The sequence below is a fragment of the Cellulomonas xylanilytica genome (genome assembly GCF_007989805.1).
Classification (GTDB): Bacteria; Actinomycetota; Actinomycetes; order Actinomycetales; family Cellulomonadaceae; genus Cellulomonas; species Cellulomonas xylanilytica.
In genome coordinates, this window is the sequence record NZ_BJUB01000010.1 from 23,467 (window position 1) to 50,448 (window position 26,982).

Consider the following 26,982-nt stretch of genomic DNA (forward strand, 5'->3'; position numbering starts at 1 on the left):
CCGCTACGGTGGGCCGGTGACGGAACCGGAGCGTGCCCCCAGGCTGCCGCCGGCGTGGTTCATCCGGGTGGCGTGGCGCGTGCACCGCGGCCTCTACCGGCTCAGCGGCGGTCGGTTCCTGTGGCTGCCGACGAACAAGCGGGGTTGGGGCGCCCTGCGCCTCACGACGACCGGCCGCACCTCCGGCCAGGAGCGCAGCGTCATCCTCGGCTACCTCGAGGACGGACCGCGCCTGGTGCTGCTCGCGATGAACGGCTGGATCGAGGGTCACCCCGCCTGGTGGCTCAACCTCGAGGCGCAGCCCGACGCGGTCGTCCGGCTGGACGGTCAGGCACCGCGACCGGTCCGTGCGCGCACCGTCGTCGGGCCCGAGCGCGAGCGGCTCTGGAAGGTGTGGACGGCCGTCAACCCCACGCTCGACGCGTACGCGGCGACGCGGACGACCGTGACCCCGGTGGTCCTGCTCGAGCCCCGCTAGACCCAGGCTCCCCCGCGCAGCACGCGCAGCGGCACGAGGTCGGCGTCCGTGACCACGAGGTCCGCCCGGCGGCCCGCGGCGAGCGCGCCGAGGTCGCGCCGGCCGAGGACGTCCGCCGGCACCGTCGCCGCGGCGAGCACCGCGTCCTCCAGCGGGATCCCCGCAGTGACCACGTGACGCACCACGTCGAGCAGGTGCGCCACTCCCCCGGCGATCGCGCCGGTCTCGTCGGCGATCCGCGCGACCCCGTCGGCCACCCGTACGCCCATCGGGCCCAGCCGGTACTCGCCGTCGGGCATGCCCGCGGCCGCCATCGCGTCCGTCACCAGCGCGATCGAGCCCGCACCGACGAGGTCGAACACCGACCGGACGGTCCCGTCGGCCAGGTGCGTGCCGTCCGCCACGAGCTCGACCACGAGCTCCCCGCGCGCCGCTGCGGCGAGGCAGGCGGCGATCGGGCCGGGCTCGCGGTGGTGCAGCGGGCGCATGCCGTTGAAGAGGTGCGTCGCGGTGAGCCGGCCGTTGGACCGGGCAGCCAGCAGGTCGAACCCACGGTCGACGGCGTCGTCGACCTGCTCCGCCGTCGCGTCGGTGTGGCCGATCGACGGCACGGCGCCGACGTCGACGAGCGCGGCGACGACCTCCTCGGCGCCCGGCACCTCCGGCGCGACCGTCATGGTGACCAGGTGCCCTCGGGCCGCCTCCGCGAGGCTGCGGACCAGCTCCGGGTCGCCGTCGAGCATGTCCGCGGGGTTCTGGGCCCCGCACCGATCCACCGACAGGAACGGCCCCTCGAGGTGGATGCCGACGATCTCTCCCGCGTCCGCCAGCCCGGCGAGCACCGCGGTGCGCGTCAGTAGGACGTCCGGGCGCGCCGTGACCAGCGACGCGACGAGGCTCGTGGTGCCGTGCCGGCGGTGCTCGTCGACGGCCCGCTGCGCGTCCGCGGCGTCGACCGCGTCGGGGAAGCTCGCCCCGCCGCCGCCGTGGCAGTGCAGGTCGACCAGTCCCGGCAGGATCGTCGTCCCGCTCGCCTCGGGCGCTGCCCACCCGCGCGGCAGCCCGTCCGCTGGACCCACCCAGACGATGGTGGCGCCGTCGACGACCACGATGCCGTCGTCGAGCACCCCCCGGGGGGTGACGAGCCGACCACGCAGGACCAGGGGGGTGTCGGTGCTCACGGGCCAATCCTTCCCCATGGGAGGGCCGCACCCTGCGCGTCGTCGATCGGCGCCCGACGCGCGTGCATGCGCCCGGTCCACCAGCGCGCACCACCGGCACCGACCGCGCCCTCCGCTGCCGCGACGAGGGTGAACCACGGGACCACGCTCAGGTAGTCGAGCGTGGCGAAGATCGTGACCGACAGGACCGCGCCGACCAGCGCGAACACGAGCACGTGCACCCGCTCCCGGGACGAGCCGCGCAGCAGGTGGGCGGTCAGCACACCGGCCGGGAAGCCGACGAGGAGGATCGGCACGCACGCGACGAGGAGCCCCACGACGAGGATGTAGACCGCGGTGGGCGACACCCCGGCCTGTGGGTCGAGCGTCGTGCTGACCACCACCGCCACGACGAACAGCACCGTGTTCACCACCGTGAGCACCGCGACGCAGCGCACGCACAGCGCCGCGATCACGCCCACGCCTCGGACGTCCTGCGCGGTCACGACACGCGGCCGAGCTGCCGGACGACGGCCAGCCGGCGGGCGCCCCGCGCGAGCACCCGCAGGTAGAGCCGCTGACCGACCACGGTGAGGGGACCGGCCAGCCGGACCCACCACCGGTCCGGCACCGAGAAGGCCGTCACGACGAACCAGAGGTCCCCGGCGTCGTCGCGCTCGACGGTGAACGCCTCCTCCCCGCGGAACGGGTGACCGGGCAGCGTGCCGTACGCGAACCCGACCCGGTCCGTGGTGCGCTCGACCCAGACCACCTCGCACGGCACGGGCAGGGACACCGGGCCGGCACCCGGACGGCTCACCACCCGCAGACCCGGGACGGCCTCCGGACCGTCCGGCAGCACCTGGACCAGGGCCGCCTCGTGCACCCGCCAGCGCAGCAGCGCGTCGCCCACGGAGGCGAGGTCGAGGGTCGTCGCCCCGGACATCAGCAGGTGCCGCACCCGCAGGTGCCGGTACCCCTGCGGCAGCCGACCTGCCTGCGTGGCGCCGATCTCGGCGTACGTCAGCCCGGGCGGCTGCGGGGTCGTCGGCAGGAGCCGCAGCCCGAGGAGGCTGCACAGGACGAAGCCCACGGCGTTGGCGACCCCGTGCGTCACCGCCATCCAGGACAGGCTCGGGTGCGCCAGGCCGGTCGCCTCACCGACCGCCCACCAGAGCGCGAGGAGCATCGACACCGCGATCGTCACCGCGCCCACCCGCAGGAGCAGCCGAGCCGTCCGGGAGCCTACGAGCCCCACGGTCGCGGCCGCGGCGCACCACAGGCCGGCCGTGAGGACCACCGCCCCGACCAGCTCGGCGGCGTCGGAGACGAAGTAGCCGGCCAGGACGAGGAGCACGCCGGGGGGGACGGCCACACCCGCCACGCGGGTCAACGGGGTCGCCGTCGTCTGCGCCACCAGACCGACCACGAGGCACGCGCCGAACCCGGCGAAGAGCATGTGCGGGACGGTGAGGGCGAGGTAGCCGCCGGAGAACCCGAGGAGGCCCCAGCCCGCCCGCTCGGCGACCAGGGCCGCCGCTCCGACCAGCGGCGTGGCCAGCGCGACGGCGACGGGGAACGTCCGGACGCGCACGGTGCACACGGCCAGCACGAGACACGCGGCCGCGAAGGGCGTCGCGAGCAGTGCGGCCGGCGCTCCGACGGGCAACCACACGCTCACCGCCGCGAGCAGGCCGGCCAGCGGCCACAGCAGCGAGCGGGACCGCGGGACGGCGCGGTCCCCGAGCAGCCGGAGCCCCAGCGGCAGGACGACGACGGTGCCGAGCCCGACGACCACGCGCAGGGCGTCCTCGGCCACCGGCGACAGCTCGCTCACGAGCGCACCGCCCGGACCAGCGCCAGGACGTCGTCGGCCGCGCCGCGCAGCACCGGCAGCCGCGACAGCCGGACCAGCCGGCCGATCAGCGGCGCCGCGCCCTCCACCAGCGTGCGGGTGCGGCGCTGGCCCGGCGACCCGTCGTAGACCCAGAACAGCGTGACGCCGAGCTGCGCCAGCCAGAGCAGGTCCGGGAGCTCCTCGCGGAGTGCCGTCGGCACCGCGGGCGACGCACCCTCGACCAGCTCGCGGAAGACGTCCTGGCTCAGCTCGCGCGACCGGCTCGACTCCGCCGAGAACGGGCTGGCCGCCGACCCGGGCCGGATGGCCACCGTGACGAACTCGGCGCCGAACGCGTGGTACTCGGCGAACGCGTCCACCCCCGCCAGCATCACCCCGCGCAGACGCGCGGTCAGGTCGCCGCCCTGCGCCAGCACGGCGCGGGCGGCCACCGCGTGCTCGCTGGTGACGTCGAGGTAGAGCTCCTGGACGAGGTGGTCCTTGGAGGCGAAGTGGTAGTAGGCGTTGCCGGTCGCGACGCCAGCCTCCTGCGCGATCGCGCGCATCGTCGTGGCGGCATAGCCGCGCTCACGGAAGAGCCGGAGGGCCGTGGACCGGACGAGGGCCTTGGTGTCGTCGCTCATGAGAGCATTTGAACACGTTCAACTGAACAGGTTCAAGAGGTCGGCGATGTGACGTGGTCCGGCTAGAAGAGGCGCGTGCTGCTGTCGTCGACGCCGCGCATGGTGTCGTAGTCGAGCACGAGGCAGCCGATGCCCCGGTCCGTGGCCAGCACCCTGGCCTGCGGCTTGATCTCCTGCGCGGCGAACACCCCGCGCACCGGCGCCAGGTGCGGGTCACGGTTGAGCAGCTCGAGGTAGCGGGTCAGCTGCTCGACCCCGTCGATGTCCCCGCGACGCTTGATCTCGACCGCGACCGTGCCGCCCGCCGGGTCCTTGGCGAGGATGTCGACCGGGCCGATGGCCGTCGGGTACTCCCGACGCACGAGGGTGTGCCCCGTGCCGAGCAGGAGGATCTGCGCCGCGAGGAGCTCCTGCAGGTGAGCCTCCACGCCGTCCTTGACCAGCCCGGGGTCCACCCCGAGCTCGTGCGCGGAGTCGTGCACCACCTCGTAGAGGTCGATCTCCAGGCGGTCGTCCGACTTCTGGTGCTGGACCGTCCAGACGGCCGTCACCCCCGCAGCCTGGGCCTCCGCGGACGGCTCCGACACCGCGAGCGTGCACGGCGGGCTCATCCAGTTCAGCGGCTTGTACGACCCACCGTCGGAGTGCAGCAGCACGCTGCCGTCGGCCTTGACCACCAGGAGGCGCCTGGCCAGGGGCAGGTGCGCGTTCAGCCGGCCGCTGTAGCGCGCGGAGCAGGACGCCACGACGAGGCGCATGAGCTCTCTTCCTGGGGGATCAGATGACCGAGCCGACGCGCGACGGCGTCGCCTCGATCCACGACGTGAGGCCGGCGTACGCCTCGGCGCTCATCAGCAGGTGGACGGGCTCCGTCTCGGCGCCGGGGCGGCACGTCACGACGACCTGGCCGGCGTGCCAGTCGGTGCGCTCCAGCACCGCGAGCCCGACCCGCTGCCACCGCGTGTGCGGTCGAGCCCTCAGCGACCGGTAGCGCCACCAGTAGAGCCGGTCCGTGCCGTACTGCGCGACGCCCAAGGACCAGGGCCCCTGGGCGGTACGACCCAGCGCGCAGTGGAACGACCCGACCCGGCGGTTCAGCGTGTGGACCCGCGAGAACCACACGGCGACGACGGCGAGCAGCAGCACGACGATCACACTCACGAGTGCGACGACGTGTCCGCTCACCGTCCCGGCGCCCTCAGTGCGTGGCGGCGGACGACGCGGGGCGAGCGCCCTCGACGACGTTGTCGGCGACGATGGTCAGGTGGTTCGAGTCGAAGGACAGGAACCCGCCCTCGACCTGCCAGCGCTTCGGCTCGCCGCCCCCGACCGGGAACACGCGGAGCTCGCCGGGCTGCAGCACGGACAGCACGGGCTCGTGACCGGCCAGGATGCCGATCTCACCCTCCCCGGCCTTGGCCGAGACCATGCGGGCGGTGCCGGACCAGAGCTTGCCGGCGGTGGCGACGAGCTCGACCTCGATGTCTGCCACGAGACCCTCCTTCAGTGGTGTGCGGGACTACGCGCGGGGCGCCGTCGGACGACGGCGCCCCGCGAGGGCGTTCTCAGACGCCGTAGTCCTTCTGGATGCGGGCCCAGTTGCGCTCGAGGTCCTCGAGGCCACCGATGTTGAAGAACGCCTGCTCGGAGATGTGGTCGAACTCGCCGTCGGCGATCTTGCCGAAGGCCTCCACCGTCTCGCTCAGCGGCACCGTCGAGCCGACGACACCCGTGAACTTCTCGGCCATGTACGTGTTCTGCGAGAGGAACTGCTGGATGCGACGGGCACGTGCGACGACCGTCTTGTCCTCCTCCGACAGCTCGTCGACGCCGAGGATCGCGATGATGTCCTGGAGCTCCTTGTTGCGCTGCAGGATCGACTTCACGCGCGTCGCGGCGTCGTAGTGCGCCTGGCCGACGTAGCGGGGGTCGAGGATGCGGCTGGTGGACGTCAGCGGGTCCACGGCCGGGTACAGACCGCGCGACGCGATCTCACGCGACAGCGCCGTCGTCGCGTCGAGGTGCGCGAACGTCGTGGCCGGGGCCGGGTCGGTGTAGTCGTCGGCGGGCACGTAGATCGCCTGCAGCGAGGTGATCGAGTGACCACGCGTCGAGGTGATGCGCTCCTGCAGGAGGCCCATCTCGTCGGCCAGGTTCGGCTGGTAGCCGACCGCGGACGGCATGCGGCCGAGCAGGGTCGACACCTCGGAGCCGGCCTGCGTGAACCGGAAGATGTTGTCGATGAAGAGCAGCACGTCCTGCTTCTGCACGTCGCGGAAGTACTCCGCCATGGTCAGCGCCGACAGGGCGACACGCAGACGCGTGCCCGGCGGCTCGTCCATCTGGCCGAAGACGAGCGCCGTCTTGTCGAAGACGCCGGCCTCCTCCATCTCGACGATGAGGTCGTTGCCCTCACGGGTGCGCTCGCCGACACCGGCGAACACCGACACACCGCCGTGGTTGAGCGCGACGCGCTGGATCATCTCCTGGATGAGGACCGTCTTGCCGACGCCCGCTCCACCGAAGAGGCCGATCTTCCCGCCGAGCACGTACGGCGTCAGCAGGTCGATGACCTTGATGCCGGTCTCGAACATCTCGGTCTTGCTCTCGAGCTGGTCGAAGGCCGGGGGCTTGCGGTGGATGGGCCAGCGCTCGGTGATCTCGAGCTTCTCGCCCTCGCCGAGGTTGAGCACGTCGCCGATGACGTTGAAGACGTGACCCTTGGTGATGTCGCCGACGGGCACGCTGATCGCCTCGCCGGTGTCGCGCACGAGCGCGCCGCGGACCAGGCCGTCGGTCGGCTTCAGCGCGATGGCGCGGATGAGCGAGTCGCCGAGGTGCTGGGCGACCTCGAGCGTCATCGTCGTGACGCCCTCGGCCTCGCCCTCGCCCTGCGTCGACAGGTCGATGTCGACCTGCAGCGCGTTGTAGATCTCGGGGATCTGGTCGGACGGGAACTCGATGTCGACGACGGGGCCGATGACCCGCGCGACCCGACCCACGCCAGGACCGGACGCGTGCTCGACGGCAGCTTCGGTAGTGGTAGCAGTCATGGTGTTTCTCCGGTTCGTCTGTGGGGACGTAGTCGTCAGGAGGCGAGCGCGTCGGCGCCCGACACGATCTCGCTGATCTCCTGGGTGATCTCGGCCTGGCGGGCCTGGTTGGCGAGCCGGGTGTACATGCGCACCAGGTCCTCGGCGTTCTCGGTCGCGGTGTGCATCGCGCGCTGCCGGGCAGCGAGCTCGGAGGCCGCCGCCTGCAGGAGGCAGGTGTAGATGCGGCTGCGCACGTACATCGGGAGCAGCGCGTCGAGCACGGCCTCCGGGGAGGGCTCGAACTCGTACAGCGGCGGGATCTCGTTCTCGTCGCGCGCCTCGACGCCCTCGACGATCTCGAGGGGCAGCAGGCGGATGACCCGGGGGGCCTGCGACACCATGTTCCGGAAGTGCGTGTACACGACGTGCAGCTCCGCGACACCGCCCTCGTCGACCGGTGCCTCGAACGCCGCGAGCAGCGTCTCGGCGATGTCGGCGGCCGTCTCGACGGACGGGGCGTCCGAGTTGCCCGCCCACTGCTGCACGAGCTCGCGGCCGCGGAACGTGTAGTACGAGATGGCGCGGCGGCCGACGGCGTAGACGATCGGCTCCAAGCCCTGCTCGGTCAGGCGACCGATGAGGCGCTCGGCCTCACGGATCGCGCTGGCCGAGTAGGCACCGGCCATGCCGCGGTCCGACGTGACGACCAGGACCGCGACCCGCTTGGTGTCCGTCCGCTCGGTGACGAGCGAGTGGGACACGTTCGAGTGCGTGGCCACGGCCGACACCGCACGGGTCAGCGCACGGGAGTACGGCGTCGCCGCCGTCACCCGGTCGCGGGCCTTGCCGATGCGCGAGGCAGCGATGAGCTCCATCGCACGGAAGATCTTCTTCAGCGACTCTGTCGACCGGATCCGCTGCCGGTAGACGCGCTGCTGACCTGCCACGTCAGCCCTTCTTCTGCCGGACGATCTGCTCCTGCTCGATCTCGACCTCGGCGCCGTCGTCGGACGAGCCGACCAGCGTCGTGCCGTCGCCCACCAGGAAGCCGTTCCGGAACTCGTCGACCGCCGCGCCGAGAGCCTTCTCGGTGTCGTCGTCGAGCTTGCCGGTCGACGCGATGGTCGAGAGCACCTCGGTGTTGCGGCGCAGGTGGTCGAGCAGCTCGGACTCGAACCGGCGCACGTCGGCGATCGGGACGTCGTCCAGCTTGCCCTTGGTGCCGGCCCAGATGGACGCCACCTGGTCCTCGACCGGGTACGGCGAGTACTGCGCCTGCTTGAGCAGCTCCATGAGGCGAGCGCCACGGGTCAGCTGGGCGCGCGACGCGGCGTCCAGGTCGGACGCGAACATCGCGAACGCCTCGAGCGACCGGAACTGCGCGAGGTCCAGCTTCAGCGTGCCGGAGACCGACTTCATCGCCTTGACCTGCGCGGCACCACCGACGCGGGACACCGAGATGCCGACGTCGACGGCCGGGCGCTGGTCGGCGTTGAACAGGTCGGACTGCAGGAAGATCTGACCGTCCGTGATGGAGATGACGTTGGTCGGGATGTACGCCGAGACGTCGTTGGCCTTGGTCTCGATGACCGGCAGACCCGTCATCGAGCCGCCGCCCAGCTCGTCGGACAGCTTGGCGCAACGCTCGAGCAGACGGGAGTGCAGGTAGAACACGTCACCGGGGTACGCCTCGCGGCCCGGCGGGCGACGCAGCAGCAGCGACACGGCACGGTAGGCCTCGGCCTGCTTGGACAGGTCGTCGAAGACGATGAGGACGTGCTTGCCCTGGTACATCCAGTGCTGGCCGATGGCCGAGCCGGTGTAGGGCGCGAGGTACTTGAAGCCGGCCGGGTCGGACGCGGGCGCCGCGACGATGGTCGTGTACTCCAGCGCGCCGGCCTCCTCCAGGGCGCCGCGGATGGCGGCGATGGTGGAGCCCTTCTGACCGATGGCGACGTAGATGCAGCGGACCTGCTTGTCGGTGTCGCCCGTCTCCCAGTTGGCCTTCTGGTTGATGATCGTGTCGATCGCGATCGCCGTCTTGCCCGTCTGGCGGTCACCGATGATCAGCTGGCGCTGGCCGCGGCCGATCGGGATCATCGCGTCGATGGCCTTGAGGCCGGTCTGCAGGGGCTCGTGCACGCTCTTGCGCGCCATGACGCCGGGCGCCTGCAGCTCGAGGGCGCGACGGCCCTCGGTGGCCAGCTCGCCCAGACCGTCGATGGGCTGGCCCAGCGGGTCGACGACGCGGCCGAGGTAGCCGTCACCGATCGGGACGGACAGCACCTCACCGGTACGGCGGACCTCCTGGCCCTCCTCGATGCCCGTGAACTCACCCAGGACGACGACGCCGATCTCGCGCACGTCGAGGTTGAGCGCGAGGCCGAGCGTGCCGTCCTCGAACCGCAGCAGCTCGTTCGCCATCGCGCCCGGAAGGCCCTCGACCTGGGCGATGCCGTCAGCCGTCAGGGTCACGCGGCCGACCTCTTCGGAGACCACGCCGGTCGGCTCGTAGGACTTCACGAAGCTGTCCAGCGCGGCCCGGATCTCGTCCGGCCGGATCGTCAGCTCAGCCATTGCTCTTCTCCTGTCGTGACCGCCGGTCGGGCGGTCGTACGTTCGTGCACGTCGTTCAAGGGACCGGCCGGGGGCCGATTCTCAGCTGGCAAGTCGTCGTCGTGCGTCGGCGAGCCTGGCGAGCACGGTCGAGTCGACCACGTCCGCGCCCACCTGGATGCGCAGGCCCCCGATGATCGCGGGGTCCACCGTCACGTTGAGCTGGAGCTCCTGCCCGTACGCCTGCTGCAGGATGGCGCCGAGGCGGTCCATCTGCGCCTGCGAGAGCTCGCTGCCGGAGGTCACGGACGCCACCATGCGCTGGCGCCGTGCAGCCGCGAGGTCGCCCACGAGGCCGAGCGTCGCGACGAACCGTCGTCCGCGCGGCGAGGCGGCCGCGCGCCGTGCCACCGCGAGGGTGGCGTCGGCGACCTTGCCGCGCAGCAGGTCCTCCGCGAGGCCCGCACGCTTGTCGCCGGGGACCCGCGGGTCGAACAGCGCCTGCCGCACCTCGCGCTGGCCCACGAGGGACCGCGTGATGCGGAAGAGCTCGTCCTCGACGCGCTCGAGCTCGCCACCGGCCTGCGCGGACGCGAGCACGGCGTCGAAGCCCAGGTGCTCGACGGCCTCGATCAGGTCGTCGGCGGACGACCAGCGCGCCTTCACCAGGCCCGACACCGCGTCCACGACGCGGGGGTCGAGCCGGCCGAGGACGCTCGAGACCAGCCCTGCCTTGGCGTCACCGTCGATGGCCGGGTCCGACAGGGTCCGCCGCAGCGAGCCCGAGGAGTCCAGGGCGTCGACGACGGCGAACAGCTGCTCGCCGAGCGTGATCCCCTGCGCACCCGCCGCGGACAGCACCGGCTCGAACCGGAGCTGTGCCGCGTCGAGCGACGCCAGACTCGTGCCGCGCATCAGTTCTCCTTGCCGGCGCTCGTGGTCGACGATGCCGTTGCGCTCGCGTTCGCCTCGAGCTCCTCGAGGAACCGGTCGACGACACGCGACTGCCGGGCGGTGTCCTCGAGGGACTCGCCGACGATCTTCGAGGCGAGCTCGGTGGCGAGCGCGCCCACGTCGTTGCGCAGCGAGACCGCTGCCTGCTGACGCTCGGCCTCGATCTGGCGCTGGGCCGTCTCGACCGTGCGCGCAGCCTCGGCCGCCGCCTTCGCCTTGAGCTCCGTGACGATGGCACCGCCCTCGGCGCGAGCGGCCTCCTTGATGCGGGCCGCCTCGGTGCGGGCGTCGGCGAGCTGCTGCTCGTACTCCGCGCGCAGCTCGGCTGCCTCGGCCTGTGCGGTCTCGGCGTGCTTGAGACCGCCTTCGATCTTCTCCGCGCGCTCGTCGAGGACGGCCTGGAACTTCGGCAGGGCGTACTTGATGAACACGACGGCGATGATCACCACGATCACCAACGACCAGACGATGTCGTAGGTGTGCGGGAGGAGGGGGTTGACCTCCTCGACTTCCTCAGCAGCCACCACCGCGCTGTGCGCGGCAGCGACGAGCGGCGCGGTGATCACAGGAAGAACGGGGTGGCGATGGCCAGGAGCGCGAGGATCTCGATGAAGGCCAGGCCGACGAACATGGTCGAGCGGAGCTGGCCGGCCATCTCGGGCTGGCGCGCCATGCCCTCGATCGTCTTGCCGAACAGGATGCCGAGGCCGATGCCGGGGCCGATGGCCGCGAGACCGTATCCGACGAGAGCGAGTCCGGAGATTTCCACGGGGTGGTTCCTTTCATCTGCGCGCCGCGCGGCGCGTCCGGTCAGGGGCGACGGTCCGGGGATCAGCCCGTCGCGGTGAGGCTGTCGATCAGTGCTCTTCGGTGATCGACATCTGCAGGTAGACGGCGGTGAGGATCGAGAACACGTACGCCTGCAGGGCGGCCACGAAGACCTCGAGCAGGAAGAAGGCGAAGCCGGCGACGAACGTCACGGCACCGAACGCCTTCAGCGCGCCGGACGCCTCGAAGAACAGGAACGAGGTCGCCGCGAAGCACAGGGCGAGCAGCAGGTGGCCGGCCATCATGTTGGCCAGGAGCCGGATGACCAGCGTCGCGGGCCGCAGGATGAAGACCTGCAGCGCCTCGACCGGGGTCAGCAGGATGTAGATGGGCCACGGCACGCCGGGCGGGAACAGGCTGTGCTTGAGGTACCCGCCGACGCCGAACTTCTTGACGCCCTGCCACAGGTACATGAAGTACACCCACAGCGCGAAGATGATCGGCAGGCCGATCACCGACGTCCCCGCGATGTTCAGGAACGGGATCACGCCCGTGATGTTGAAGAAGAAGACCGCGAAGAAGATCGTCGTGATGATCGGGACGTACTTCTTGCCGTCCTTCTCCCCGAGGATCTCGTAGGCGATCGAGTTCCGGCAGAAGTCCAGACCCATCTCGAGGATGCTCTGGAAGCGGCCCGGGACCAGCTTGGCCCGGCGGGCGCCGATGATGAAGATGAGCATGAGCGCGACGACGGCGATCAGCCGGACCAGGATGATCCGGTTGATCTCGAACGGCGTCCCCTCGAACCAGATGGCCGGCGGGAAGAAGTCCGCGAGAGACGGCGGGTGGAACGTGGCGCCGCCGTCTTCTTCCGCGGCGAGCGGCATGATCGTCGCAAGGCTGAACAGGGCGGTCTCCTGTGGTCGTGTGCGCCGAGTGCCGCATCAGTGCGGGCACGAGCACGGCGCCGGGCCGTCTTGGATGGCGAAAGCCTAACCTATGGACGGGCTTGGTCAGGACGTGGTCCAGGCTCCCCGGACGCCCGGGAAGGCCCTCCGGGAGGGTCTACGCCTCGAAGTAGCCGACCCGTCCGCGCTGCACCGCACGGGCGTCCAGGACGGCCGACCCGATGACCCCCGCGATCGACACGAGGAACAGCACCTGCGGGTTGTAGAAGTCGAACTGCTTGAGGATCACGAGCACGACGATGACCACGACGAGCTTGCCCAGCCAGGCGCCCATGATCACGGCCATCATCGTGGTCGGCGCCGAGCGAGCCGTCTTCAGGACCGAGATCACGGTGGTCCCGGAGAAGATCAGGGCGATGCCCACCCCGATCAGCGCACCCCAGACGCCGGCCATGCCGTCGACCAGGTAGCCGATGCCGACACCGAGCACGGTCAGCACGCCGAGCAGGACGAGCATGTCCCGCAGCGACTGCCGGAAGACCGCCTCGTTGGCGGAGGGCGGGGTGGCAGCCGGGGTGGGGGCTGGGGTGGTCATCGGACGGCCTCCAGGGGCGGTGTGGCGGACCGGCCGCGCAGCGGCCCGAGCGTGAGCAGGGTGGCGACGAGCACGGCGACCCCGAACGTGATGAGGACGACAGTGGTCTCCCACCGGACCAGGGCGGCGACGCCGAACGCGAACACCGCGGTCCAGACGTACATGATCGCGACCGCGCGGCGGTGCGAGTGGCCCAGCTGCAGCATCCGGTGGTGCAGGTGCATGCGGTCGGGGTGGAACGGGGACTTGCCGGCGCCGACGCGGCGGACGATCGCGAGCCCCATGTCGAGCAGCGGGAGCAGCAGCACCGCGAACGGCAGGAGCATCGGCAGGAACGCGGGGAACCGCTGGCGCACCAGTGCCTGCTCGGGGTCGATCTGACCGGTGACGACGATGGCGGCCGCGCTGAACACGAAGCCGAGCACCATCGCACCGGAGTCGCCCATGAAGATGCGGGCCGGGTACACGTTGTGCGGCAGGAAGCCGACGCACGCACCGACCAGCACGGCGAGCACGAGGGCCGCGAGGTTGGCGTTGGCGTACGCGCCCGGGTTGGCGCCCTCGGTCAGCAGGTACGCGTACAGGAAGAACGCGGTGCCGCCGATGGCCAGGACGCCGGCCGCGAGACCGTCGAGGCCGTCCACGAAGTTCACGGCGTTCATGGCGATGACGACCGTGAGGACCGTGAAGAACGCCCACATCCGCGTCGACCCGATCGTCTGCACGTCCCCGGTGGGCAGCTGGTAGAGCAGCACGCCTTGCCACGCGAGGAACCCGGCGGCCAGCACCTGTCCCATGAGCTTGGTGAGCCAGTCCAGGTCCCAGATGTCGTCGGCCACCCCCAGCGCGCACACGATCGCCGCGCCCCCGACGATGCCGACGATCGGCCGCGGGTTGGCGAACACGTTCTCGAGGAACGGCAGGCGGCTGGTCATGACGATGGCGACGAGGATCCCCGCGAACATCGCCATCCCGCCCAGGCGAGGCGTCGGGATGGCGTGCACGTCGCGGTCCCGGACGGCCGTGATGGCCCCCCAGCGCAGCGCGCACCAGCGGGCCAGCGGCGTCATCAGGTACGCCACCGTGGCGGAGATGAGCAGCGCGAGCAGGTAGACCCTCACGCGGGCGGCTCCTCGACGGGCGCGATCTCGTTGAGCTGGTCGAGGGTGAGCGCCCCGGCGCGCACCAGGCGCAGGGCGGGTCCTGTGGCGTCGACGATGGTGGACGCGACCTGGCCGGGTGCGTCGCCGCCGTCGAGGTACACCGCGACGGAGTCACCGAGCTGCTCGTACGCGTCCTGGGCGGTCACGGCGGCCGGCGAGCCCGTGCGGTTCGCGCTGGAGACCGCGAGCGGGCCCGTGCGGCGCAGCAGCGCCCGGGCGGTCTCGTGGTCCGGCACCCGCAGCGCGACCGTGCCGCGCGTCTCGCCCAGGTCCCACGCCAGCGAGGGCTGGGCGCGCACGATGAGCGTGAGCCCACCGGGCCAGAACGCCTCCGCGAGGGCGCGCGCGCCCGCAGGCACGTCGGTGGCCAGGCCGTCGAGCGTGCGCACGTCCGCGATCAGCACGGGGGGCGGCATCTGCCGGCCACGACCCTTGGCGTCCAGCAGCGCCTGCACCGCCGGTGGCGTGAAGGCGTCGGCCGCGATGCCGTAGACGGTGTCCGTGGGCAGCACCACGAGTCCCCCACGGGACAGGACGTTGACCGCCTCGTCGAGCGCCGGGCCCCAGGTGGCGGGGTCGCTCGCGGGGGTGATCCGCTCGTTCACGGCGCCGAGTCTGTCACGTGCGGCTGTGCGGCTCGCCGCGCGACGAGCATCCGCGGGCGGCCGGTCAGGTCGGGCCGGGACTCGACGTCCACGAACGCTCCCGTCGCGCGGGCGGCCTCGCGGGCGGCCGCGTCCTGCACCTCTGCGTGCTCCATCACCAGGAGCCCGCCGGGGACCAGGAGCCGCGCGGCCGCACCAAGGACCGCGCGTGGTACGTCCAGCCCGTCGAGACCGCCGCCGTAGAGAGCGAGGTCCGGGTCGTGGTCGCGCACCTCGGGGTCAACCGGCTCCGCGTCGGGCGGGATGTACGGCGGGTTGGCGACGAGGACGTCGACGGTCCCGTCGAGCTCCTGCAGCAGCGCCGGGTCGGCGACGTCGCCGTGCTCGACGCGGACGTCCGCCTGCACCGCGACGGCGTTGCGACGGGTCAGGTCGACCGCCTCCAGGGACAGGTCCACCGCGACCACCCGCGCGCCGGGCACCTCGGTGGCGACCGACAGCGCGATCCCCCCGGCACCGCAGCAGAGGTCGACGACCAGGGGGTCCGTCAGCCGGGCGGCCTCCTCGATGGCCACCTGCGCGACGACCTCGGTCTCGGGGCGCGGCACGAACACGCCGGGCTCGACCAGGAGCGTCAGGTAGCGGAACCCGGTCGAGCCGACCAGGTGCTGGAGCGGCTCGCGGTTCCGCCGTCGCTCGACCAGGCCGGCGAACCGCTCGGGGAACCCGTCGGGCACGGGCGGTGCGAGCACCAGCTCCAGCCGCTCCTGCCCGAGGACGTGGGCGGCGAGCGCCGTGGCGTCGTGCCGCGGGGACGGGACCCCGGCGTCGGCCAGGATCCGCGACGCCCCCTCGACGAGCGCACGCAGGTCGGGAGCGCTCATGACTGCCCCGCCGACGCCAGCCGCGCCGCCTCGTCGGCGTCGATCGCGGACTGCACGACGGGCGCCAGCTCACCGCCGAGCACCGCGTCGAGGTTGTAGGCCTTGTAGCCGGTGCGGTGGTCCGCGATGCGGTTCTCGGGGAAGTTGTACGTCCGGATGCGCTCGGAGCGGTCGACCGTGCGGACCTGCGACCGCCGGGCCTCGCTCGCCGCGGCTGCCGCCTCCTCCTGACGGGCGGCCAGGATCCGGGCGCGCAGCACGCGCATGCCGGCCTCACGGTTCTGCAGCTGCGACTTCTCGTTCTGCATCGACACGACGATGCCCGTGGGCAGGTGCGTGATGCGGACGGCGGAGTCGGTGGTGTTGACGGACTGGCCGCCGGGCCCGGAGGACCGGTAGACGTCGATGCGCAGGTCGTTCGGGTCGATGGCCACCTCGGCCTCGTCCTCGGCCTCGGGGAAGACCAGGACGCCCGCGGCGGACGTGTGGATGCGCCCCTGCGACTCGGTGACCGGCACCCGCTGGACGCGGTGCACGCCGCCCTCGTACTTCAGGTGCGCCCAGACACCGTCCTCCGGTGCGACCGCGCCCCGGGCCTTGATCGCGAGCTGTGCGTCCTTGTAGCCGCCGAGGTCCGACTCCGTGGCACCCAGCAGCTGCGTCGCCCAGCCCATCTTCTCCGCGTACCGCGTGTACATCCGCAGCAGGTCCGCGGCGAACAGCGCCGACTCCTCGCCACCCTCCCCCGCCTTGACCTCGAGGATCACGTCGCGGGAGTCGTCGGGGTCGCGCGGGATGAGGACCTCGCGCAGCCGGGCGGAGGCGGCGTCGGCGGCCTGCTGGAGCGACGGCAGCTCGGCGGCGAAGCTCTCGTCGACCTCGGCCAGCTCGGCGGCGGCCTCGGCGTCGTCGGACGCGGCCCTCCACGCCGTGTACGCCTGCGCGACCCGGCCCAGCTCGGCGTACCGGCGGCCCAGCCGGCGCGCGTTCGCGGCGTCGGCGTGCACCGCGGGGTCGGCCAGCTGGGCCTCGATCTGCGCGTGCTCGGCGAGCAGCGGCTCGGCGGCGGCGAATGCCTCGCTCATGACGGGTGTCCTTCTGACGACTGAGGCTCGTTCAGGCTCCGGCAACGACACAGCGCCGGTGCCCGCGCGGACACCGCCATGGAGGGCGGTCGTCCGCGCCGGGCACCGGCGCTGAGGGAGTGCTAGGCGTCGGCCTTCTTGCCGTAGCGCGCCTGGAACCGGGCCACGCGGCCGCCGGTGTCGAGGATCTTCTGCTTGCCCGTGTAGAACGGGTGGCAGGCGCTGCAGACGTCGGCGTGGATCTTGCCGGACGTCACGGTGGACTTGGTGACGAACGTGCTGCCACAGGTGCAGGTGACCTCGGTGGTCACGTACTCGGGGTGGATGTCAGCCTTCACAGATCTATCTCCTTGGGTGGGTGTCTCCGGGTCCGGACGCGCGACTGGCGCCGGTGAACCGCAGACCAGCGAACCATTGTGCCAGAACAGCGACGGGGCCCGAAATCATCCCCGGCTCAGGAGTCAGAACGGCTGGGCGTCGAGCCGCGCCTTCTCCGCCTCGACGTCGAAGTCCGCCGGCGGCCAGTCCAGGCCGAGGCTCTCGACGGCGTCGAGCACGAGGGCGCCGACGGCGAGGCGGGCGTACCACTTGGAGTCGGCGGGGACCACGAACCAGGGCGCGTGCTCGGTGCTCGTCCGGTCCAGCACCGCCTGGTACGCCTCCCGGTAGGCAGGCCACCTCGCGCGCTCGTCGACGTCGTTCGGGTTGTACTTCCAGTACTTGTCGGGACGCTCCAACCGCTCGCGCAGCCGCGCCTTCTGCTCCTCCGGCGAGACGTGCAGCATCACCTTGACGACCACGGTCCCCGCGTCGACGACCTCCCGCTCGAAGGCGTTGATCTCGTCGTACCTCGGCTCCCACACCTCGCGCGGCACCAGCTCGTTCACGCGGACCACCAGCACGTCCTCGTAGTGCGAGCGGTCGAAGACACCGATGCGCCCGCCCACCGGCAGCGCCTCCCGGATCCGCTGCAGGTAGTGCTGCGACCGTTCCTTCTCCGTCGGCACCCCGAACGAGCGCAGCTGCACGCCCTGCGGGTCGACCATGCCCAGGACGTGCCGGACGATCCCGCCCTTGCCCGAGGTGTCCATGCCCTGCAGCACCAGCAGCACGGCGCGCGAGCCGCCGGTCCGGCCGTGCGCGTAGAGGCGCTCCTGCACCTCGCTCAGCCGGTTCCCGTCCGCCTCGAGCTTGTTCTCGGCCGACGAGCGCCCGTGCTCCCAGCCGGGGTGCGACGACGCGTCGAGCGCCGCCAGGTCGAACCCGGGCCCGACGCGAAGGGCCTCCTGCGGCGGTGTGCTCCACGTCTTCGTCATCTCGGACCTCCGGCTGTGCGACGGGCGGACCCTCGCACGCTAGCGCGCGGACATGACGACGGCCCTGCTCCCGGGGGAACAGGGCCGCGCGTCAGTCGGTCACTCGCCGCCGGGCGTCGTCTTCTGCACCTGGAGCAGGAACTCGACGTTCGACTTGGTCTCCTTGAGCTTGCCGATGAGCAGCTCGATGGCCTGCGTCTGGTCGAGCGCGCCCATGACCCGGCGGAGCTTGTAGATGATCTTCAGCTCGTCGTGCGGCATGAGGATCTCCTCGCGGCGCGTGCCCGACGCGTTGACGTCGACCGCCGGGAAGATGCGCTTGTCCGCCAGGCCGCGGGAGAGCCGGAGCTCCATGTTCCCGGTGCCCTTGAACTCCTCGAAGATGACCTCGTCCATCTTGGAGCCCGTCTCCACCAGCGCCGAGGCGAGGATGGTCAGCGAGCCGCCGTTCTCGATGTTGCGCGCCGCACCGAAGAACCGCTTCGGCGGGTACAGCGCCGAGGCGTCGACACCACCGGACAGGATCCGCCCGGACGCCGGGGCGGCCAGGTTGTACGCCCGCGAGAGGCGCGTCAGCGAGTCGAGCAGCACGACGACGTCCTGGCCCAGCTCGACCAGCCGCTTGGCGCGCTCGATGGCGAGCTCGGCGACGATCGTGTGGTCGGAGGCCGGGCGGTCGAAGGTCGAGGCGATGACCTCGCCCTTGACCGTCCGCTCCATGTCCGTGACCTCTTCGGGGCGCTCGTCGACGAGCACGACCATGAGGTGGACCTCGGGGTTGTTGGTCGTGATGGCGTTCGCGATCTGCTGCATGATGATCGTCTTGCCCGCCTTGGGGGGCGCGACGATGAGGCCGCGCTGACCCTTGCCGATGGGCGCGACGATGTCGATCACGCGCGGCGACAGGCGGTTCTGCTCGCTCTCGAGCCGCAGCCGCTCCTGCGGGTACAGCGGCGTGAGCTTGTTGAACTCGGGGCGCACGCGCGCCGCGTCGGGCTCCGCGCCGTTGATCGAGTCGAGGCGCACGAGCGCGTTGAACTTGCTCGGGCGGTTGCCCTGCGGCGGCTGCTCGCCCTCGCGCGGCTGCCGCACGGCACCGGTGACGGCGTCGCCACGGCGCAGGCCGTACCGCTTGACCTGGTTGAGCGACACGTACACGTCGTTGGCGCTGGGCAGGTAGCCCGTGGTCCGGACGAACGCGTAGCTGTCCATCAGGTCGAGGATGCCCGCGACCGGCAGGAGGACGTCGTCGTCGCTGAGCTCGATGTCGTCGAGACCGGCGAGCTCGCCGGCGCCCGGACGGCCGCGCGTGCCACGACCCTTGCGGTCACGGTCACGGTCGCGGTCGCGGTACCGGTCCCGCGAGCGGCGACGGCGACCGCCGCGCTCGTCGAGGCCGTCCTCGTCCGACTCCCGGCGCGGCTGGCCACCCTGCTGCGCGGTGCCCTGCTGCGCGGTGCCCTGCTGCGCGGTGCCCTGCTGGCGGCCGCCCTGCTGGCCGTCCCGCTGCTGGCCGTCACGCTGCGCGCGGTCGCCCTGCTGGTTGTCGCGCTGCTGGCGGTCGTTCTGCTGGCGGTCGTTCTGCTGGCGCTCGTTCTGCTGGCGGTCGGTCTGCTGACCGTCGGCCGCCTGCTGCCCGTTGGCCTGGGCGCGGTCGCCCTCGTCGCCCTGCGGCGCACCGGCGCCCCGGCCGGCACGGCGCGAGCGGCGCTCCCCCGTCACCCCGCCGACGGCCTCGGCCGCACGAGCAGCCCGGTCGTCGCGGTGCTCGACGGGCGCGAGCCTCGCGTCCAGCGCGGCCTCGAGGCCGGCGAGCGCGTCACCGTGGGGCGGGGTGGAACGGTCCTGCTGTGCGCGCTCCCGAGCGGGGCTCTCCTGCACCGGCGCAGCGGCGTCGCCGTCGAGGTCGAGCTGCGGGGCGCGGCTGCGCGCGGCACGGGCGCGGCGCGCGGGCGGCGGCCCGGCCACGGCGGTGCTCTGCTCGCTGCTGAGGTCGCGGCGCGGCTCCAGTGCCTGCGGTCGCGAGCCCCCGCGGGCGTCCGAGATGGCCTGGACGAGGTCGCCCTTGCGCATCTTGGACGTGCCCTTGACGCCCAGGTCGGACGCCATCGCCTGCAGCTCGGGCAGGCGGAGTGCCGAGATGCCTGCGCTGCGGGCGGACCCGCCGGAGCTGCTCACGGCGGGTTCGATGATGTCTGTCACGAAGGACCCTTCCCCTCGTCGGTGGCCGGGACCCGATGGTTCGGGGATCGGCCGACGTCCGGTCGAGGTGACCGAGACGGTGCTGGAGCCACACACGCGCTGCGTACGACGACGTCTGCGCACGGTGGGCTGGATCGCTCCCGGCTCGTCTACTCATTCTGAGGTGGCCGGTCACGTACGACGCGGGCCACCGGAGGAGGGGGTCCGGGGAACGCGACGATGTTACCACTGTCGGCCCGACCACCCGGCCGGGTGAACGACGCGGGTGTACTTCACCCGGTCATGTCACCCGTTGGACGGTCGCGCCCGTGCGGTCCACCGGCAGCGGCAGGATCTGCCAGCCGCCCATCGCCCCGCCGAACGCGGCCCGCACCGCCTCGTCGGCGTCCGTCGCGCCCTCTCCGGCACGCCGCGCGAGCACGAGCACGGTCGGCCCCGCGCCCGACACCACCGCGGCGACACCCGCCGCCCGCAGCACGTCGACGAGCGCGAGGGACCCCGGCATGACCGACCGCCGGTACTCCTGGTGCAGCCGGTCCTGCGTCGCGGTGAGCAGCAGGTCGGGGCGGCGCCCGAGCGCCTCGACGAGCAGTGCCGCGCGGCCCGCCTGGAACGCGGCGTCCTCGTGCGGCACCGTCGCGGGCAGCACCCCGCGGGCTGCCTTGGTGGACAGGTGGTTGGGCGGGACGATCGCGAGGACGGCGACGTCGTCGTGGACCGGCAGGTCGAGCGCTCGGAACCGGCCGTCGTCGCGCCACGCGAGGGTCGCGCCGCCCAGGACGGCGGGCGCGGCGTTGTCCGGGTGGCCCTCGATGCGGGCGGCCAGGTCGATGGCGACGTCGTCGGACAGCGCCTCCGGCTCGGCGATCAGGCCGCGGGCCGCGACGATGCCCGCGACGACGGCACCTGCCGACGACCCGAGCCCGCGGCCGTGCGGGATGCGGTTGTGGCAGACGAGGTGCAGGCCGGTCTGTGACGCGCCGACCTCGTCGAGGGCGGCCCGCAGCGAGCTGACGACGAGGTGCTGCTCGTCGTCGGGCACCTGGCCGGCGCCCTCCCCGGTGACCTCGACCGTCACGCCCGGCGACGCGAGCGCCCGCACCTCGAGCTCGTCGTACAGCCCCAGCGCGAGGCCGAAGGCGTCGAAGCCCGGACCGAGGTTGGCGCTGGTGGCGGGGACGCGGACGCGGACGTGGTCCGCACCCAGGCGCATCGCGGGCCTCAGTCCAGGCCGAGCGCGGTGGCGATGGACACCACGTCGGACGAGATCCGCACCGGCACGACGTCGCTGCCGTCGGCGGTGCGCAGCGCCCACTGCGGGTCCTTGAGCCCGTGCCCGGTGACCGTGATGACGATGCGGGCACCGGCCGGGACCCGGCCCTCGTCGCTGAGCCGCAGCAGCCCCGCGACCCCGGAGGCGGACGCGGGCTCGACGAAGATGCCGACCTCTGCGGACAGCACGCGGTGCGCGGCGAGGATCTGCTCGTCGGTGACCGCCTCGATCAGGCCGCCGGACACGTCGCGGGCCTCCTCGGCCTGCGGCCAGGACGCGGGGTTGCCGATCCGGATCGCCGTGGCGATGGTCTCCGGCTGGTCGATGGGGTGGCCCTGGACGATCGGGGCGGCCCCGGCGGCCTGGAAGCCCCACATGATCGGCGTCCGCGTGGCGACCGCGGCGTGCGAGGCGCCGGCGTCGAGTCCCGCGTACTCGCGGTACCCCCGCCAGTAGGCGGTGATGTTGCCCGCGTTGCCGACCGGCAGCACGTGGATGTCGGGGGCGTCACCCAGGGCGTCGACGATCTCGAACGCGCCCGTCTTCTGGCCCTCGATGCGGTCGGGGTTGACCGAGTTCACCAGCTCGACCGGGTACGCCTCGGCCAGCTTGCGGGCGGCGATCAGGCAGTCGTCGAAGTTGCCGTCGACCTGCAGCAGCGTGGCGCCGTGCGCGATCGCCTGGCTGAGCTTGCCCATCGCGATCTTGCCGTCCGGCACCAGCACCGCGCAGACCATGCCCGCCCGGGTGGCGTACGCGGCGGCCGACGCCGACGTGTTGCCGGTGGAGGCGCAGACCACGGCCTTGGCCCCGCGCCCGGCGGCGGCCGACATGGCGGTCGTCATGCCACGGTCCTTGAACGAGCCGGTCGGGTTCATGCCCTCGACCTTGAGGAAGACCTCGGCGCCCGTGCGCTGCGAGAGCGTCGGCGACGGGACGAGCGGGGTGCCGCCCTCCCCGAGCGTGATGACGCGCTCCTGGACGTGGGCGGGCAGACGGTCGGCGTACTCGGCGATCACGCCACGCCACTGGTGGGCCATCAGGCTCCCTCGACTCGCAGGACGGACACGACACGACGCACGACGTCGAGACCGGCGATCGCCTCGACGGTGCTGCGCAACGCGTGCTCGGGGGCCGCGTGCGTGGTGATCACCAGGCGCGCGTAGTCGGCGTCGGGCAGCTCGGTGACGGGGGTCTGACGGACAGCCTCGATCGACACGTCGTGCGACGCCAGGACCGTCGACACCTGGGCGAGCACGCCCGGGCGGTCCGCGACCTCGAGCCGCACCTGGAAGCGCGTGCGGGCGGACGTGGCGGGCAGCACCGGCAGGTCGGCGTAGCGGGACTCGATGGGGCCCTTGCCGCCGAGCACCCGGTGGCGGGCGACCGAGACGACGTCACCGAGCACCGCGGACGCGGTCGGCTCGCCGCCCGCACCGCGGCCGTAGAACATCAGCTCGCCCGCCGCCTCCGCCTCGATGAACACCGCGTTGTACGCACCACGGACCGTGGCGAGCGGGTGGCTCACGGGGACCAGCGCGGGGTGCACGCGCACCTGGACACCCTCGACGCCGTCGGCCGTGCCACGCTCCGCGATCGCCAGCAGCTTCAGCACGTAGCCCGTGCGCTGCGCCCACAGGACGTCGTCGGCGGTCAGGGACGTGATGCCCTCGCGGGAGACGTCCTCGATGGACACCCGGGTGTGGAACGCGAGCGAGGCGAGGATCGCGGCCTTCGCGGCGGCGTCGTACCCCTCGACGTCCGCCGTCGGGTCGGCCTCCGCGTAGCCCAGCGCCTGGGCCTCCTTGACGGCCTGGTCCAGGTCGAGGCCCTCGGACGCCATCTTGTCGAGCACGTAGTTGGTGGTGCCGTTGACGATGCCGAGCACCCGGGTGACCCGGTCCCCCGCGAGCGACTCGCGCACCGGGCGCACGATCGGGATGGCGCCCGCGACGGCGGCCTCGAAGTACACGTCGACACCGGCCTCGTCGGCCGCGGCGTACAGCGTGGGACCGTCCTGCGCGAGCAGCGCCTTGTTGGCGGTCACGACGGACGCACCACCGGCGACCGCCCGCAGCAGCAGGCTGCGCGCCGGCTCGATGCCGCCCATCACCTCGACGACGACGTCCGCGCGCTCGACCAGCGACTCGGCGTCGGCGGTGAGCAGCGCCCGGTCGACCACGGCGTCACGCTCGGTCTCGACGTCGCGCACGGCGATGCCGACGAGCTCGAGCGGTGCACCCACGCGGGACGCCAGGTCCGACGCCTGCGTCGTGAGCAGCCGCACCACCTCCGTGCCGACGACGCCGCAGCCGAGGACGGCGACGCGCAGGGGCGGATGGGCGGGCACGGGCGAGGGCACGGGACGGCCTCCAGTCGGATCGGGCGGGAGCGCCCCCAGGATAGGGGTGCGTCCCGCCTGTCGGGACGAGCGGTCCGACCGGTGGGCCGGTCAGCCGAGGTCGAGCGCCAGGAGGTCGTCCTCGGTCTCGCGGCGGACCAGCACGCGGGTCTCCCCGTCGCTCACCGCGATGACCGGCGGACGCGGGACGTGGTTGTAGTTGGACGCCATCGACCGCCCGTACGCCCCCGTCGCCGCGACGGCGAGCAGGTCCCCGGCGCGGACGTCGGCGGGCAGCTGCACCTCGTGCACGACGATGTCGCCGCTCTCGCAGTGCTTGCCGACGACGCGCGCGAGCACCGTCTGCGCGCTCGCGAGCCGGCCGACGACCTCGGCGTGGTACGCCGCCCCGTACAGGGCCGGGCGGATGTTGTCGCTCATGCCGCCGTCGACGGACACGTACGTCCGGACGCTCCCGTCGTCGGTCCGCACCGGCTTGACCGTGCCGACCGTGTAGAGCGTCAGGCCGGCCGGGCCGACGATCGCACGGCCGGGCTCGATGGAGAACCGCGGCAGCGGGGTGCCCAGGTCGGCGGCCGTCGCCTGGACGGAGGCGGCGACGTCCTTCGCGATCCGGTCCGGGTCGAGCGCGACCTCCCCCGGCAGGTACGCGATGCCGTAGCCGCCGCCGAGGTCGACCTCCTCGACCAGCACACCGGTGCGCTCCGCGAGCTGCGCGCGCAGGGTCAGCACGGCGCGGGCGGCGACCTCGAAGCCCGACGGGTCGAGGATCTGCGAGCCGATGTGCGAGTGGATGCCGAGCAGCCGCAGCTCGGGGCGTGCGAGCACCGCGAGCAGCCCGCGCATGGCCGGAGAGTCTCCGTCGGGCGACGCGATCGAGAGGCCAAACTTCTGGTCCTCGTGCGCCGTCGAGATGTACTCGTGGCCGCCCGCGTGCACCCCGGTGGTCACGCGGACCATCACGGGCGCCGGCGCTCCCCCGCGCGCGGCGGCCGCGTCGGCCACCCGCTCGATCTCGACCAGGGAGTCGACGATGATCCGGCCCACCCCGGCCTCGAGCGCCCGGGCGATCTCCGTGTCGGACTTGTTGTTGCCGTGCAGGCCGATGTCCGCACCGGGGACGCCCGCCCGCAGCGCGACCGCGAGCTCGCCGCCCGTCGCGGTGTCGACACGCAGCCCCTCCTCGTGCACCCAGCGCGCGACCGCGACGGACAGGAACGCCTTGCCCGCGTAGTACACGTCGACCCCGGCGCCGATCTCCGCGAACGCCGTCTCGAACGCCCGGCGGTAGCCGCGGGCACGGCTGCGCAGGTCGGTCTCGTCGAGGACGTATGCGGGCGTGCCGTGCTCGGCCGCGAGCGCGCGCACGTCGACCCCGGCGACCGTCGTCGCGCCGTCGGCCGCGCGGGCGACACCCGTGGACCAGGGCTCGCCGGGGATCGTGGTGCTCACATGCGCTCCGGCGCGGAGACGCCCAGCAGCCCCAGCCCGTTGGCCAGGACCTGCCGCGTGGCGTCGTTCAGCCACAGGCGGGTGCGGTGCACGTCGCCGACCACCTCGTCGCCGAAGGGCGCGACGCGGCGCTGGTCGTACCACTTGTGGTAGCTGCCGGCGAGCTCCTCGAGATACCGCGCGACGCGGTGCGGCTCGCGCAGCTCGGCCGCCTGCGCGATGACCCGCGGGAACTCGGCGATGCGCCCCAGCAGCACGGACTCGCTCTCGTGGTCCAGCAGGGAGGCGTCGAAGCCGTCCTCGCGACGGACCCCGGCCTCGGCGGCGTTGCGACCCACGTTGACGGTCCGCGCGTGCGCGTACTGCACGTAGAACACGGGGTTCTCGTTCTTCGCGCTGGACAGCAGGTCGAGGTCCAGGTCGATCATCGAGTCCGCCGACGAGCGGGCCAGCGCGTACCGGGCGGCGTCGACGCCGACGGCGTCCACGAGGTCGTCGATGGTGACGACCGTGCCGGCGCGCTTGCTCATCCGGACCGGGGCGCCGTCCTTGACCAGGTTCACCAGCTGCCCGATGAGGATCTCGAGGTTGACGCCCGGGGTGTCCCCGAACGCGGCGCAGATCGCCATCATGCGGCCGATGTACCCGTGGTGGTCGGCTCCGAGCATGATGACGACGCGGTCGAAGCCGCGCTCGCGCTTGTCGAGGTAGTAGGCGATGTCGCCCGCGATGTAGGCGGCCTCGCCGTTGGACCGGATGATCACGCGGTCGCGGTCGTCGCCGAAGGTGGTGGTGCGCAGCCAGACGGCGCCGTCGGCCTCGAAGACGTGCCCGAGCTCCCGCAGGCGGGCGACGGCGCGGTCCACGGCACCGGACTTGTGCAGCGAGTCCTCGTGGAAGTAGACGTCGAACTCGACGCCGAAGTCCTCCAGGGACTTGCGGATCTCGGCGAACATCAGCTCGACGCCCCGCGCGCGGAACGCCTCGTTGGCCTCGTCGAAGGGCAGGGTCCGCGGGTCCGTCTCGCCGGCGGCGAGGGCGTCGGCCACGACCTGCTCCGCGATCTCGGAGATGTAGTTGCCGCCGTACCCGTCCTCGGGCGCGGGCTGGCCCAGCGCGCGCGCCAGCAGCGAGCGCGAGAACCGGTCGATCTGCGCGCCGTGGTCGTTGAAGTAGTACTCGCGGCTCACGGCGGCGCCGGACGCCTGCAGCACGCGGGCGAGGCTGTCGCCGACGGCCGCCCAGCGCACGCCGCCGATGTGTAGCGGACCCGTGGGGTTGGCGGAGACGAACTCGAGGTTGAGCGAGACACCGGCAAGCGTCTCGTTCTTCCCGTACTCGGCCCCCTGCTCGACGACCGAGCGGGCGAGCTCGCCCGCGGCCGCCGCGTCGAGCCGGATGTTGAGGAATCCGGGGCCGGCGACCTCGACCGTCGCGATGCCCTCGGTCTGGGTCAGCCGCCGGGCGAGCTCCTCGGCGAAGGCGCGCGGGTTGGTGCCGGCCTTCTTGGCCAGCTGCATCGCCACGTTGGTGGCCCAGTCCCCGTGGTCGCGCTGCCGGGGTCGCTCGAGGTGCACGGTCGCAGGGATCGCGGCGGGGTCGAGGGCGAACGTCCCGTCATCGACGGCGTGCACGAGGGCGGCCCGGAGGGCCTCGGAGAGCTGGGCGGGAGTCACCGGAGAAGGGTACCGAGCCGGTGGGAGGG

At 72.5% G+C, this 26,982-nt stretch carries 28 protein-coding genes; 1 reads left to right on the top strand and 27 read right to left on the bottom strand.

The features are described from left to right. The first annotated feature begins 16 nt into the window (after window positions 1–16). The gene (locus tag CXY01_RS15435) at window positions 17–478 is read left to right on the top strand and encodes a nitroreductase/quinone reductase family protein (protein WP_222594565.1); all 462 of its coding nucleotides are present in this window, start codon (window positions 17–19) and stop codon (window positions 476–478) included. Here the strand turns inward: CXY01_RS15435 and CXY01_RS15440 are convergent. The 27 genes from CXY01_RS15440 to argS all read right to left on the bottom strand — a co-directional run bounded on the left by CXY01_RS15440 (window position 475) and on the right by argS (window position 26,953). Continuing rightward, window positions 475–1,677, bottom strand: a complete 1,203-nt coding sequence (locus CXY01_RS15440; protein WP_146928741.1) for an N-acetylglucosamine-6-phosphate deacetylase — start codon at window positions 1,675–1,677, stop codon at window positions 475–477. The genes CXY01_RS15435 and CXY01_RS15440 overlap by 4 nt on opposite strands. Next, entirely contained in the window at window positions 1,656–2,144 is a 489-nt protein-coding gene (locus CXY01_RS15445) for a hypothetical protein (protein WP_146928744.1), read from the bottom strand. Before CXY01_RS15445 ends, CXY01_RS15440 begins: the two co-directional genes overlap by 22 nt. Continuing rightward, window positions 2,141–3,475: a YndJ family transporter gene (locus CXY01_RS21070; protein WP_222594566.1), complete on the bottom strand. Its 1,335-nt coding sequence runs from the start codon at window positions 3,473–3,475 to the stop codon at window positions 2,141–2,143. Before CXY01_RS21070 ends, CXY01_RS15445 begins: the two co-directional genes overlap by 4 nt. Next, a complete protein-coding gene (locus CXY01_RS15455) occupies window positions 3,472–4,119 on the bottom strand; it encodes a TetR/AcrR family transcriptional regulator (RefSeq protein ID WP_146928747.1) in 648 nt (215 codons plus the stop codon). Before CXY01_RS15455 ends, CXY01_RS21070 begins: the two co-directional genes overlap by 4 nt. A 62-nt stretch (window positions 4,120–4,181) precedes the next feature. Then, entirely contained in the window at window positions 4,182–4,877 is a 696-nt protein-coding gene (gene nucS, locus CXY01_RS15460) for an endonuclease NucS (RefSeq protein ID WP_146928750.1), read from the bottom strand. Window positions 4,878–4,896: 19 nt separating this feature from the next. Then, window positions 4,897–5,280 (bottom strand): DUF2550 family protein, encoded by a 384-nt coding sequence (locus CXY01_RS15465; protein WP_186813428.1) that lies wholly within the window; start codon window positions 5,278–5,280, stop codon window positions 4,897–4,899. A gap of 37 nt (window positions 5,281–5,317) precedes the next feature. Beyond that, window positions 5,318–5,611 carry a F0F1 ATP synthase subunit epsilon gene (locus CXY01_RS15470; protein ID WP_146928757.1) on the bottom strand — a complete coding sequence of 98 codons (294 nt, stop codon included), beginning with the start codon at window positions 5,609–5,611 and terminating at the stop codon, window positions 5,318–5,320. Between the two features lie 73 nt (window positions 5,612–5,684). Continuing rightward, window positions 5,685–7,172, bottom strand: coding sequence for a F0F1 ATP synthase subunit beta (gene atpD, locus CXY01_RS15475; RefSeq protein WP_146928761.1), 1,488 nt, complete (start codon window positions 7,170–7,172; stop codon window positions 5,685–5,687). 35 nt (window positions 7,173–7,207) lie between these two features. Further along, window positions 7,208–8,101, bottom strand: coding sequence for a F0F1 ATP synthase subunit gamma (locus tag CXY01_RS15480; RefSeq protein WP_146928764.1), 894 nt, complete (start codon window positions 8,099–8,101; stop codon window positions 7,208–7,210). Between the two features lies 1 nt (window position 8,102). Further along, window positions 8,103–9,731 (bottom strand): F0F1 ATP synthase subunit alpha, encoded by a 1,629-nt coding sequence (gene atpA / locus CXY01_RS15485; RefSeq protein ID WP_146928767.1) that lies wholly within the window; start codon window positions 9,729–9,731, stop codon window positions 8,103–8,105. Window positions 9,732–9,812: 81 nt separating this feature from the next. Then, complete coding sequence (locus CXY01_RS15490; protein WP_146928770.1) at window positions 9,813–10,625, bottom strand: F0F1 ATP synthase subunit delta; 813 nt, start codon at window positions 10,623–10,625, stop codon at window positions 9,813–9,815. After that, window positions 10,625–11,191: a F0F1 ATP synthase subunit B gene (locus CXY01_RS15495; protein WP_246125430.1), complete on the bottom strand. Its 567-nt coding sequence runs from the start codon at window positions 11,189–11,191 to the stop codon at window positions 10,625–10,627. The genes CXY01_RS15490 and CXY01_RS15495 overlap by 1 nt, the downstream gene beginning before the upstream one ends. A gap of 35 nt (window positions 11,192–11,226) precedes the next feature. Beyond that, window positions 11,227–11,433 (bottom strand): ATP synthase F0 subunit C, encoded by a 207-nt coding sequence (gene atpE / locus CXY01_RS15500; protein ID WP_146928773.1) that lies wholly within the window; start codon window positions 11,431–11,433, stop codon window positions 11,227–11,229. 88 nt (window positions 11,434–11,521) lie between these two features. Further along, window positions 11,522–12,319 (bottom strand): F0F1 ATP synthase subunit A, encoded by a 798-nt coding sequence (gene atpB / locus CXY01_RS15505; protein ID WP_146928776.1) that lies wholly within the window; start codon window positions 12,317–12,319, stop codon window positions 11,522–11,524. Between the two features lie 178 nt (window positions 12,320–12,497). Further along, entirely contained in the window at window positions 12,498–12,935 is a 438-nt protein-coding gene (locus tag CXY01_RS15510) for a Cg1360 family ATP-synthase-associated protein (protein WP_146928779.1), read from the bottom strand. Then, window positions 12,932–14,056: a glycosyltransferase family 4 protein gene (locus CXY01_RS15515; RefSeq protein ID WP_146928782.1), complete on the bottom strand. Its 1,125-nt coding sequence runs from the start codon at window positions 14,054–14,056 to the stop codon at window positions 12,932–12,934. Before CXY01_RS15515 ends, CXY01_RS15510 begins: the two co-directional genes overlap by 4 nt. Then, on the bottom strand, window positions 14,053–14,703 hold the full coding sequence (locus CXY01_RS15520) for an L-threonylcarbamoyladenylate synthase (protein ID WP_146928785.1): 651 nt from the start codon (window positions 14,701–14,703) through the stop codon (window positions 14,053–14,055). The genes CXY01_RS15515 and CXY01_RS15520 overlap by 4 nt, the downstream gene beginning before the upstream one ends. Then, complete coding sequence (gene prmC, locus CXY01_RS15525) at window positions 14,700–15,587, bottom strand: peptide chain release factor N(5)-glutamine methyltransferase (protein ID WP_146928788.1); 888 nt, start codon at window positions 15,585–15,587, stop codon at window positions 14,700–14,702. The genes CXY01_RS15520 and prmC overlap by 4 nt, the downstream gene beginning before the upstream one ends. Further along, window positions 15,584–16,672, bottom strand: a complete 1,089-nt coding sequence (gene prfA, locus CXY01_RS15530; protein WP_146928791.1) for a peptide chain release factor 1 — start codon at window positions 16,670–16,672, stop codon at window positions 15,584–15,586. Before prfA ends, prmC begins: the two co-directional genes overlap by 4 nt. A 122-nt stretch (window positions 16,673–16,794) precedes the next feature. Continuing rightward, window positions 16,795–17,010 carry a 50S ribosomal protein L31 gene (gene rpmE, locus CXY01_RS15535; RefSeq protein ID WP_146928794.1) on the bottom strand — a complete coding sequence of 72 codons (216 nt, stop codon included), beginning with the start codon at window positions 17,008–17,010 and terminating at the stop codon, window positions 16,795–16,797. A gap of 123 nt (window positions 17,011–17,133) precedes the next feature. Beyond that, window positions 17,134–17,988, bottom strand: a complete 855-nt coding sequence (locus tag CXY01_RS15540) for a PPK2 family polyphosphate kinase (RefSeq protein WP_146928797.1) — start codon at window positions 17,986–17,988, stop codon at window positions 17,134–17,136. A 99-nt stretch (window positions 17,989–18,087) separates the two neighbouring features. Next, window positions 18,088–20,190, bottom strand: a complete 2,103-nt coding sequence (gene rho / locus CXY01_RS15545; RefSeq protein ID WP_146928801.1) for a transcription termination factor Rho — start codon at window positions 20,188–20,190, stop codon at window positions 18,088–18,090. Between the two features lie 280 nt (window positions 20,191–20,470). After that, window positions 20,471–21,403: a homoserine kinase gene (thrB, locus tag CXY01_RS15550; RefSeq protein WP_146928804.1), complete on the bottom strand. Its 933-nt coding sequence runs from the start codon at window positions 21,401–21,403 to the stop codon at window positions 20,471–20,473. Between the two features lie 8 nt (window positions 21,404–21,411). After that, a complete protein-coding gene (gene thrC, locus CXY01_RS15555; RefSeq protein ID WP_146928807.1) occupies window positions 21,412–22,503 on the bottom strand; it encodes a threonine synthase in 1,092 nt (363 codons plus the stop codon). Then, window positions 22,503–23,825, bottom strand: coding sequence for a homoserine dehydrogenase (locus tag CXY01_RS15560; RefSeq protein WP_246125415.1), 1,323 nt, complete (start codon window positions 23,823–23,825; stop codon window positions 22,503–22,505). The genes thrC and CXY01_RS15560 overlap by 1 nt, the downstream gene beginning before the upstream one ends. A 90-nt stretch (window positions 23,826–23,915) precedes the next feature. Next, on the bottom strand, window positions 23,916–25,277 hold the full coding sequence (gene lysA / locus CXY01_RS15565) for a diaminopimelate decarboxylase (RefSeq protein ID WP_146928810.1): 1,362 nt from the start codon (window positions 25,275–25,277) through the stop codon (window positions 23,916–23,918). Then, on the bottom strand, window positions 25,274–26,953 hold the full coding sequence (argS, locus tag CXY01_RS15570; protein WP_146928813.1) for an arginine--tRNA ligase: 1,680 nt from the start codon (window positions 26,951–26,953) through the stop codon (window positions 25,274–25,276). The genes lysA and argS overlap by 4 nt, the downstream gene beginning before the upstream one ends. Window positions 26,954–26,982 lie beyond the last annotated feature (29 nt).

Bases quoted from the DNA above. Each gene is read 5' to 3' on its own strand.
- atpD (WP_146928761.1), bottom strand. From the start codon at position 7,172: ATGACTGCTACCACTACCGAAGCTGCCGTCGAGCACGCGTCCGGTCCT.
- prmC (WP_146928788.1), bottom strand. From the start codon at position 15,587: ATGAGCGCTCCCGACCTGCGTGCGCTCGTCGAGGGGGCGTCGCGGATC.
- thrB (WP_146928804.1), bottom strand. From the start codon at position 21,403: ATGCGCCTGGGTGCGGACCACGTCCGCGTCCGCGTCCCCGCCACCAGC.
- atpA (WP_146928767.1), bottom strand. From the start codon at position 9,731: ATGGCTGAGCTGACGATCCGGCCGGACGAGATCCGGGCCGCGCTGGAC.
- CXY01_RS15455 (WP_146928747.1), bottom strand. From the start codon at position 4,119: ATGAGCGACGACACCAAGGCCCTCGTCCGGTCCACGGCCCTCCGGCTC.
- atpB (WP_146928776.1), bottom strand. From the start codon at position 12,319: ATGCCGCTCGCCGCGGAAGAAGACGGCGGCGCCACGTTCCACCCGCCG.
- prfA (WP_146928791.1), bottom strand. From the start codon at position 16,672: ATGAGCGAGGCATTCGCCGCCGCCGAGCCGCTGCTCGCCGAGCACGCG.
- thrC (WP_146928807.1), bottom strand. From the start codon at position 22,503: ATGGCCCACCAGTGGCGTGGCGTGATCGCCGAGTACGCCGACCGTCTG.
- CXY01_RS15540 (WP_146928797.1), bottom strand. From the start codon at position 17,988: ATGACGAAGACGTGGAGCACACCGCCGCAGGAGGCCCTTCGCGTCGGG.
- nucS (WP_146928750.1), bottom strand. From the start codon at position 4,877: ATGCGCCTCGTCGTGGCGTCCTGCTCCGCGCGCTACAGCGGCCGGCTG.
- CXY01_RS15440 (WP_146928741.1), bottom strand. From the start codon at position 1,677: ATGGGGAAGGATTGGCCCGTGAGCACCGACACCCCCCTGGTCCTGCGT.
- CXY01_RS15510 (WP_146928779.1), bottom strand. From the start codon at position 12,935: ATGACCACCCCAGCCCCCACCCCGGCTGCCACCCCGCCCTCCGCCAAC.
- CXY01_RS15490 (WP_146928770.1), bottom strand. From the start codon at position 10,625: ATGCGCGGCACGAGTCTGGCGTCGCTCGACGCGGCACAGCTCCGGTTC.